Annotated in this window: 9 protein-coding genes; 6 read left to right on the forward strand and 3 right to left on the reverse strand. The window is 66.7% G+C overall.

Translation table 11 applies throughout. The features are described from left to right. Positions 1 to 537: 537 nt before the first annotated feature. The 3 genes from ARC23_RS03365 to ARC23_RS03375 form a co-directional block, all read right to left on the reverse strand. Positions 538 to 1440 carry a sulfurtransferase gene (locus tag ARC23_RS03365; protein ID WP_057495928.1) on the reverse strand — a complete coding sequence of 301 codons (903 nt, stop codon included), beginning with the start codon at positions 1438 to 1440 and terminating at the stop codon, positions 538 to 540. Beyond that, positions 1437 to 2240: a CoA pyrophosphatase gene (locus tag ARC23_RS03370; protein ID WP_057495929.1), complete on the reverse strand. Its 804-nt coding sequence runs from the start codon at positions 2238 to 2240 to the stop codon at positions 1437 to 1439. Before ARC23_RS03370 ends, ARC23_RS03365 begins: the two co-directional genes overlap by 4 nt. Positions 2241 to 2378: 138 nt before the next feature. Continuing rightward, a complete protein-coding gene (locus ARC23_RS03375) occupies positions 2379 to 3080 on the reverse strand; it encodes an FKBP-type peptidyl-prolyl cis-trans isomerase N-terminal domain-containing protein (RefSeq protein ID WP_005408797.1) in 702 nt (233 codons plus the stop codon). A 168-nt stretch (positions 3081 to 3248) separates the two neighbouring features. Between ARC23_RS03375 and ARC23_RS03380 the strand changes: the two genes are divergently transcribed. The 6 genes from ARC23_RS03380 (at position 3249) to pstS (ARC23_RS03405) (ending at position 9225) form a co-directional block, all read left to right on the forward strand. Then, complete coding sequence (locus ARC23_RS03380) at positions 3249 to 4031, forward strand: enoyl-CoA hydratase/isomerase family protein (RefSeq protein ID WP_057495930.1); 783 nt, start codon at positions 3249 to 3251, stop codon at positions 4029 to 4031. A gap of 4 nt (positions 4032 to 4035) precedes the next feature. Further along, positions 4036 to 4389 (forward strand): hypothetical protein, encoded by a 354-nt coding sequence (locus tag ARC23_RS03385; RefSeq protein ID WP_057495931.1) that lies wholly within the window; start codon positions 4036 to 4038, stop codon positions 4387 to 4389. Further along, a complete protein-coding gene (gene nth / locus ARC23_RS03390; protein ID WP_057495932.1) occupies positions 4389 to 5078 on the forward strand; it encodes an endonuclease III in 690 nt (229 codons plus the stop codon). The genes ARC23_RS03385 and nth overlap by 1 nt, the downstream gene beginning before the upstream one ends. A gap of 196 nt (positions 5079 to 5274) precedes the next feature. After that, positions 5275 to 6486 (forward strand): OprO/OprP family phosphate-selective porin, encoded by a 1212-nt coding sequence (locus ARC23_RS03395; RefSeq protein WP_049411264.1) that lies wholly within the window; start codon positions 5275 to 5277, stop codon positions 6484 to 6486. Positions 6487 to 6710: 224 nt separating this feature from the next. Next, positions 6711 to 7727, forward strand: a complete 1017-nt coding sequence (gene pstS / locus ARC23_RS03400; protein ID WP_005415897.1) for a phosphate ABC transporter substrate-binding protein PstS — start codon at positions 6711 to 6713, stop codon at positions 7725 to 7727. Positions 7728 to 8136: 409 nt separating this feature from the next. After that, positions 8137 to 9225: a phosphate ABC transporter substrate-binding protein PstS gene (gene pstS / locus ARC23_RS03405; RefSeq protein WP_057495933.1), complete on the forward strand. Its 1089-nt coding sequence runs from the start codon at positions 8137 to 8139 to the stop codon at positions 9223 to 9225. The last annotated feature ends 45 nt before the right edge of the window (positions 9226 to 9270 follow it).

Consider the following 9270-nt stretch of genomic DNA (forward strand, 5'->3'; position numbering starts at 1 on the left):
TGGGAAATAAGAGGGAAAAGATACCCCGCCCGGGCCCCGCCCGGCCCCCTTTTCAACCCGAAGAAAAAAAACACAAACACAGAAAGTGTGGTTTCTGTGGTGCGGGTTGGTGGTGGTTGGGGGGGGGGGGGGGGGGGGGGAGAGACCCCCCAAAAACCCCGCCGTGGGGCCGGGGGGCCCCACAACAGGCCGCCACCGGGTCCGCCTGCCCCCCCCGCCCCGCCTTCGACAGTTTCCCGCTGTTGTTCGGCACGGGGTCGGATCCCGTTGCCACGCAACGGGCTCTGACCCCCGATTTACGCTCGATGGGTCAGAGCCGTTTTCCGTTGGAAAACGGATCCGACCGCGCGCTTCTCAGGCGCCAGTCGCCACCGGGCGGCTGCTGTCGCTCACCCACCCACTCCACGAATTGGTGGGTGTCGACCTTGGTCGACACGGGGTCGGATCCCGTTGCCACGCAACGGGCTCTGACCCCGATTTACGCTCGATGGGGTCAGAGCCGTTTTCCGTTGGAAAAGGGATCCGACCCCGCGCTTCTCAGGCGCCGGTCGCCACCGGGCGGCTGCTGTCGCTGACCCAGCCGCTCCAGGAGTCGGCGTAGATGCGCGCGCCGGGCAGGCCAGCCGCTTCCATCGCCAACAGCAGATGGCAGGCAGTCACGCCGGAGCCGCACATCAACACCACCTGTTCCGGATCACGGTTGCCGATCACGCCCTGCAGTTCGGCGCGCAGTTCCTGTGCATCGCGCAGGCGGCCGTCGGCGACGTTCAACGCAAACGGACGGTTGACTGCGCCGGGTACGTGGCCGGCGACCGGATCCAGCGGTTCGACTTCACCACGGAAACGCTCGCCGGCGCGTGCATCGACCAGCCAGCCCGGCGCATGCTTCAGGCGCGCGCTGATTTCATCGGCATTGGCGATCCGGGTGGTGTCGAAACGGCCCGGGTAGGCAGGTAACGCCGTTACTTCAGTCTGGCCGCTCGCCAGCGCGTGACCGGCCGCCTGCCACGCGGCGATACCACCATCGAGCACGGCCACCTTGCTGTGCCCGATCAGGCGCAGCAGCCACCACAGGCGCGAGGCCGCCATGCTGCCGTCGCTGCCGTCGTAGACCACCACCTGGGTGTCGGGACCGATGCCCCACTGGCCCAGTTTCGCGGCGAAGGCATCACTGTCCGGCAGCGGATGGCGGCCGTGGCCGCTGCGGGTCAGATCCGACAGGTCCCGATTGAGGTCGGCATACACCGCGCCTGGAACATGCCCGGCCAGGTACTGGCCACTGCCGGCCTGCGGGTCGGCCAGCGAGGAGCGCGCATCAACCACGCGCACCGCAGTGCTGGCGGTGGCGCGTGCGTCGACCACGCGCACCCCTTCGCCCAGCGCGGCGGCCAGGGTGGCGACATCGACCAGGGTGGTCCACGGCGGATCGATCGGCTTCATTGCACTTGCTCCAGGCGGCGACGCAGGTTGTAGAGAATGGCGGCGGTCGCGCCCCAGATACGCTGGCCCGGCCAGCCGTATTCGAGAACGTGGCGGATGCGGCCGCGATGATTGATTTCGACCTGGCGAAGATTGTCGGCGGACATCAGGTAATCCAGCGGCACCTCGAACACCTCGGCGACTTCGCTCGGTTGCGGCACCGGCACGAAATCCGGATCGACCACTGCCACTACCGGTGTGACCCGGTAGCCGGTGATCGTCACGAAGGGATCGAGATAGCCCAGCGCCTGCACCTGGCCGGGCGCCAATGCGATTTCCTCCTGGCTCTCGCGCAGTGCAGCGGCCAACGCATCGCGGTCATCGGGTTCGGTGCGGCCACCGGGGAACCCGACCTGTCCACCATGGGTGCGCAGGGTTTCGGTACGGCGGGTGAGGATCACCTGCGCACCATTCGCACGCGGCACGATGCCGGCCAGCACCGCCGCTTCCACGGGCGGACCGGGTGGCAGCAGGTCGATCAGTTCGCTGCGGTTCCAGCCATCGCCGGCCGGGGGATCGGCCAACGGATGCAGCGCACGCATCAGGCGTTCGTGGTCGGCCAGCGAGCCGCGCAGTGATTGCTGAAGCTGTTCGCGCAGCGGCTGCACGCGATGCAGGATGCGGCTGCGTTCCTCGTTGCTCATCGACGACCACCGCGCGATCTCATCGAGATGCCGCCCGCAGCCGGTGCACTGCCGGCCTGGATCCAGCGTGCACACTCCGATGCAGGGACTTGCGACAACACGCGCCGATTCTTCCATTGTTTGCACCCTGCAACAGTAGCGCGAATGCGCTGGATTTGCGCGGGGGCCGGGCGGACGGCAGAGTCGAGCGTCAGGTACTGCGCAAACAAAAACGCGCCGGTGGATTCACCGGCGCGTTTCGTTTGCTGCTTCGATTTACTTGACGCTGACCAGCTTGATCTCGAACTGCACAGCCACGTTCGGCGGGAACGGGGTGCGCGGGTCGGCACCGTAGGCCTGGTCCGGCGGCAGGGTGACTTCCCACTTCGAGCCTGCCGGCATCTGCAGCAGGGTCTCGCGCATGGCCTTCATCTCGACTTCGCTGACCTTGATCGACGGGATCTGCTGGGCCGGGCGGGCTTCGGTCGGGCGCTGGCCGTACGGGAACGGACCGGCCACTTCCAGCTGCACGGTGCTGGCCTGGGTCGGCTTGGCACCCTTGCCGGCTTCGATCACGCGGTACTGCACGCCGCTCGGCAGGGACTGCACGCCGGCCTTGGCCTTGTTCGCCGCGATGAACTGATCGCTCTTGGTCTTGTTTTCGGCAGCAGCCTTTTCGTACTCGGCCTTGGCGGCCTGGGCACGGCCCTGCTCGCGCTTCTGGAACGCTTCAACCGCCGGCTTCAGCTGCTCGGCGGTGATCGCCGGCTGCTTCTTGGCGTAGGCGTCCTGCAGGCCCTTCACCACCGAGTTGATGTCCAGCTGCTCACCACGACCGGTCAGCTCCGCCAGGTTGTTGCCGTAGTCGTAACCGAAGTAGTAGCTCAGCTTGCCCTTTTCGGACGAAACGTCCTGGGCGAAGGCATTGCCCGTCAGGGCCAGGGCCGCGACGGCGACCGCGATAGAACGCAACTTCATCAAACAGTTCTCCAGGGGTGGTAACTCAGGGACGTTCTGCGCCGCCCTGAGGCGACGGGTTAGGATAACGGGCGCAACGTGTAACCGCTACTCACGATGCAGGCTATGACCCGTCTGCGTTCGAGGAGTTCAATATCACTTTTTTTTAACGTTCCAGGAGTTTTTCCCGTGGCCGATGCCCTGATCGCTGTCGCCGACGACGGCGCCATCCGCACCGTGACCGTCCAGCGCCCGGACAAGCTCAATGCCCTCAACGCCGCGACCCTGCAGGCCCTGGCCGAGGCGTTCAGCGCGGCCGCCGCCGACCCGGACGTGCGCGTGGTGGTGCTGACCGGCGCCGGCGCCAAGGCCTTCGTGGCCGGCGCCGACATCGCCGAGATGAACACACTCAGCGCGGTTCAGGGACGTGATTTCTCGCTGCTGGGCCAGGCCCTGATGCGCCAGATCGAGCGCATGCCCAAGCCGGTGATCGCCCGCGTGAACGGGTTTGCGCTGGGCGGGGGCCTGGAGCTGGCGATGGCCTGCCACCTGCGCATTGCCGCCGATACCGCCAAGGTCGGCCAACCGGAGATCAACCTCGGCCTGATTCCCGGCTTCGGCGGCAGCCAGCGCCTGCTGCGCCTGTGCGGTCGCGCCGCCACCCTGGAACTGTGCCTGCTGGGCGCGCCGATCAATGCCGCGCGTGCACTGGAGCTGGGCATCGTCAACGAAGTGGTGCCGGCCGACGCGCTGGACAACCGCGTCCAGGATGTCGCCCGCCAGTTGGCGCGCTCGGCACCGCTGGCGCTGCGTGGCCTGCTCGATGCGGTGCACGTGGGCGGCGAATGCAGCCTGGAGGCCGGGCTGGAGTACGAAAGCGCGCAGTTCGGCCTGCTGTTCGCCACCGAAGACATGCGCGAAGGCACCAGCGCCTTCCTGCAGCGCCGCCCGCCGGCCTTCCAGAACCGCTGACGCCATGGCATCCCGACCCAACCCCGCGCAGCTGTTTGCCCGGGTCCAGGCAGACGATCTCGATGGCGCCCTGCAGGCCGGGTTGATGGACTATGTGGTCCGTGCCGGCGACGAGCAGTTGCTGCCTGGCCATCCCGAGCTTCCGCAACGCCTGCAGCAGGCCCAGCAGCAGCTGCACACCGCCTGGGCCGCGCGCGAGCGCTACCGTGCCCGTGCGGTGCGCCTGGCGCGACGCGAGGCCGAGCGCGACGCACGCCGCACCCCGGCCCCGGCGCCGGATATGAAGCCCGCCCTGCCCGCCGCCGCAGCGGCCATCCTCGCCCGGGCCAAGGCCCGCGCCAGCGGCAAGGAGAAGTAATGGCCACCGCGAAGAAGACCCCGCGCGCCCCGGCGCGGCGTGCTGGCGCGATGCCGCGCGCCGACGTGGTGGAGATGTTCACCCGCCTGCGCGAACTCAACCCGCACCCGAAGACCGAACTGGAATACAGCTCGCCGTTCGAGCTGCTGGTGGCCGTCGCGCTGTCTGCACAGGCCACCGATGTCGGCGTCAACAAGGCCACGCGCCGCCTGTTCCCGGTGGCCAACACGCCGGCGAAGATCCTCGCGCTCGGCGAAGAAGGCCTCAAGCCGTACATCGCCACCATCGGCCTGTTCAATGCCAAGGCCAGGAACGTGATCGCCACCTGCGCGATCCTGCTGGAAAAGCATGGCGGTGAGGTGCCACGCGACCGCGATGCACTGGAAGCGCTGCCTGGCGTGGGCCGCAAGACCGCCAATGTGGTGCTCAACACCGCCTTCGGTGAACCGGTGATGGCGGTGGACACGCACATCTTCCGCGTCGCCAACCGAACCGGACTGGCACCGGGCAAGAATGTGCGCGACGTGGAAGACAGGCTGGTGAAGGTGATTCCGGCCGAGTTCCTGCTCGACGCGCACCACTGGCTGATCCTGCACGGGCGATATGTGTGCAAGGCGCGCAAGCCGGATTGCCCGGGCTGCGTGATCGCCGACCTGTGCCGGTTCAAGGACAAGACCCCGGCCGAGTGACGGCAGCATCCCCGCATGGCGCGGCTTTACTGCAACCGGTGCGCAATCCGGGCGTCATACGCAAGCGGTTTCAATGACAGGCCCTGCCGTGACGGGGCCTGCGGTGGATGTCTGCCGCGCGTGAACTGTCACATTTACGCAATCTTTACCTTCTAGCCTGCGCGCATCTTCCCACCTGCCTGCAAGGCTCCTCTCCATGAAACTGCATCACCAACTCCTGACGGTGGCCGTGGCTGCTGCGCTGTATGTGCCGGCTGCACACGCCGAAGTCGCCATCGACGTGATCGGCGGTTCGGAAATCACCTTCGAAGGCCTGGTCCAGGCCGATGGCAACTGGTTCCACAACGATGTGGTCGACCTCAACGGTGGCGACGCCGGCAACGGCAAGAACAGCGAATTTGAACTGCGTCGCGCCGAGCTGGTGCTGAAGGGCAAGGGCCCGGGCAACGTGGAGTGGGTGGTCGGCTATGACGCCAAGGCCGACAAGTTCCTCGACACCAACGTGAAGTACAAGCTGCTGGGCAACGCCAACCACTTCCTGCAGCTGGGCCAGTTCAAGCAGCCCAACAGCCTGGAAGAACTGTCCAGCACCAAGAACAACGATTTCATTTCCAAGGCAGCGGTCACCAATACCTATGCCATCGCCCGCCGCCTGGGCGGCGCGTACAGCTACGGCCAGGACAACTGGTCGGTGACTGCCAGCGCCTTCGGCCGCGAGCTGACCCGCAACCTGGCCCACGGCAGCGGCTACGGCGCGCGTGGCACCTGGGCCCCGATCAACGAAAAGGGCCAGGTCCTGCACTTCGGCCTGAGCTACGTCAATTACGACGCCGACGCCGACACCCTGCGTGTGCGTGCGCGCCCGAATGCCGACCTCGCCACGGCCCGCCTGGTCGACAGCGGCAACCTGACCGACACCGACCGTGTCAGCACCATCGGTGCCGAAGCGATGTACTTCCAGGGCCCGTTCAAGGCCCAGGCCGAGTACTACACCAGCAAGGCCAAGCGCTACGACCACGACAACTACACCAGCGACGGCTATTACATCAGCGGCGTGTGGAACGTCACCGGCGAGACCTGGAGCTACAAGGGCGGCACCCCGGGCACCGGCCTGCCGAACAACCCGGCCGGCGGCCAGTGGCAGCTGGGCGTGCGCTACGACCACATGGACCTCAATGACGGCAACCTCGCCGCCAACCCGGTTGCCGGTCGCCCGCCGATCGTCGATGGCGTGCTGGGTGGCAAGATGGACATCTGGACCGTGGGCGCCAACTGGTACCTGCGTTCCAACTTCAAGCTGATGCTCAACTACGTGATGGTCGACAGCAAGAAGTACAGCTCCACGGCGCGCGGTTTCGTCAACGACGATCCCAACATCCTGGAAGCCCGCGCGCAGTTCTTCTGGTAAGTCCAGCCCCCTGCGTTGAACCGCGAAGGCACGGCTCCGGCCGTGCCTTCGTCGTTGCATCGGTAGCCGCGCTGCCCTGCCGGCGCGGCGGACGTGAGCATCGCTCATGACGCGTGTCACGCCCGCGTCATATGACAGACGCGGGGGTGTCACGCAACCGTTATGGAATGTGCACCGAAACGTCGGGCAACCGCCCTTCGACCACCACCCCAGGAGCTCTCCCCGTGATCCACGCCTTCAAGTCGCGCGCCGCTGTCGCCATCCTGGCCGCATCGTCCGTGTTCGCCGCCAACGCCGCCGATATCACCGGCGCGGGCGCATCGTTCATCTACCCGGTCATGTCCAAGTGGTCGGCCGACTACAGCGCCGCAACCGGCAACAAGGTCAACTACCAGTCCATCGGTTCCGGCGGCGGCATTGCCCAGATCAAGGCCAAGACCGTTGACTTCGGTTCCTCCGACGCGCCGCTGAAGCCGGAAGACCTGGCTGCTGCGGGCCTGGCGCAGTTCCCGTCGGTGATCGGCGGCGTGGTGCCGGTGGTCAACGTGGCCGGCATCGCCCCGGGCGCGCTGAAGCTGGACGGCGCGGTGCTGGCCAACATCTTCCTGGGCAAGATCAAGACCTGGAACGACCCGGCCATCGCCGCGCTGAATCCGGGCGTGACCCTGCCCAACGCCAAGGTCACCGTCGTGCATCGTTCGGACGGCTCGGGCACCACCTTCAACTTCGTCAACTACCTGTCCAAGGTCAGCCCGGAGTGGAAGAGCTCGGTCGGTGAAGGCACCTCGGTGCAGTGGCCGGCCGGCATCGGCGGCAAGGGCAACGAAGGCGTGGCCGCCTACGTGAAGCAGATCAAGGGCGGCATTGGCTATGTCGAACTGTCCTACGCGCTGCAGAACAAGCTCTCCTACACCGCGATGAAGAATGCCGCCGGCAAGTTCGTGCAGCCGAGCGATACTTCGTTCGCTGCCGCTGCCGCCAGCGCCGACTGGGCCAACGCCCGCGACTTCTACCTGGTGATGACCAATGCGCCGGGCGCCGAGTCCTGGCCGATCACCGCCACCAACTTCATCCTGGTGCAGAAGACGCCGAAGAATGCTGCCAATGGCAAGGCCACCCAGGAGTTCTTCCGCTGGGTCTACAAGAATGGCGACGCCCAGGCCCGCCAACTGGATTACGTGCCGCTGCCGGACAGCCTGGTCCGCCAGATCGAGACCTACTGGTCGCAGAACCTGAAGTAAGCGCGCTCCCCCGCAGGAACGGGGGCGGCGGGTCCTCTCTCCCCCGCCGCTCCCACCCGGGCGCGAGATCCTCGAGATCTCGCGCTCTTCTTGTTTTTGGGGGGCACCTGCCTCTGTAGCCGAGCCCACGCTCAGCCGGGTGCTGGAGCGTGCGGACCAACGGTCCGCAGCGACCCAGGACAAGGAGCAGTCGAGCATGGCTCGACTCTACAAGGGCCAAACGGCCGTCATATCGGTGCGCAGATCCGGGGTTTCCGGGCCCCGGCCGGATCGGCGCCGACCCTGTGAAACCCTTGTCAGAACGTGATCCAGGACACCTCTGTCATGGTCGTAATACGGCTGTAACAAAAACATCATTTCATAGCCGCATCCGCCGACCACGTCGGCTCTTCCCCGCTATGGAGTGACCATGAAACTGCACTCGGCCGGCCTTGCCGCCCTTTCCCTGGCCATCGCCCTGGGCCTGTCGGCCTGCGGTGGCGACAAGCAGGCCGCGCAGCAGCCGGCTGCCGACGGTACCGCCGCTCCGGCCGCCGCCGGCGCCAAGGTGACCGCCGAAGTATCCGGCGCGGGCGCCTCCTTCATTTTCCCGCTGGTCTCCAAGTGGTCGGCTGACTACAACGCCAGCACCGGCGCCAAGATCAACTACCAGTCGATCGGTTCCGGCGGCGGCATCGCCCAGATCAAGGCCGGCACCGTCGACTTCGGTTCCTCCGACAAGCCGCTGAGCAGCGAAGAGCTGGCCCAGGCCGGCCTGGCGCAGTTCCCGTCCGCCATCGGCGGCGTGGTGCCGGTGGTCAACATCGAAGGCCTGGAAGCCGGCAAGCTGCGCCTGAGCGGCGCCCTGCTGGCCGATATCTTCCTGGGCAAGGTCAAGACCTGGAACGACCCGGCCATCGTCGCCGCCAACCCGGGCGTGAAGCTGCCGGACGGCAAGATCACCCTGGTCCACCGCTCGGACGGTTCGGGCACCACCTTCAACTTCTCCAACTACCTGTCCAAGGTCAGCCCGGAGTGGAAGAGCAAGGTCGGCGAAGGCACCTCGGTGCAGTGGCCGGACGGCGTCGGCGGCAAGGGCAATGAAGGCGTCGCGTCCTACGTGAAGCAGATCAAGGGCTCGATCGGCTACGTCGAACTCGCCTACGCGCTGCAGAACGGCATGCCGTACACCGCCATGCAGAACGCAGCCGGCAACTGGGTCGAGCCGAGCGCGGAGACCTTCGCCGCGGCGGCCGCCAGCGCCGACTGGGCCAGCGCCAAGGACTTCAACCTGGTCATCACCAACGCACCGGGTGAGCAGGCGTGGCCGATCACCGCCACCAACTTCATGCTGATGCAGAAGCAGCCGAAGGACGCCAAGCGCAACCAGGACACCCTGGCCTTCTTCAAGTGGGCCTTCGAGAACGGCCAGGCCCAGGCCAACGAGCTGCACTACGTGCCGCTGCCGGCCGAGCTGGTCAAGCAGATCGAGGCCTACTGGGCGACCGACCTGAAGTGACGGACACGACGGTGCCCGCCCCGCGCGGGCACCGTCGTGTCCGTC

It is taken from the genome of Stenotrophomonas beteli (assembly GCF_001431665.1).
Lineage (GTDB): Bacteria > Pseudomonadota > Gammaproteobacteria > Xanthomonadales > Xanthomonadaceae > Stenotrophomonas > Stenotrophomonas beteli.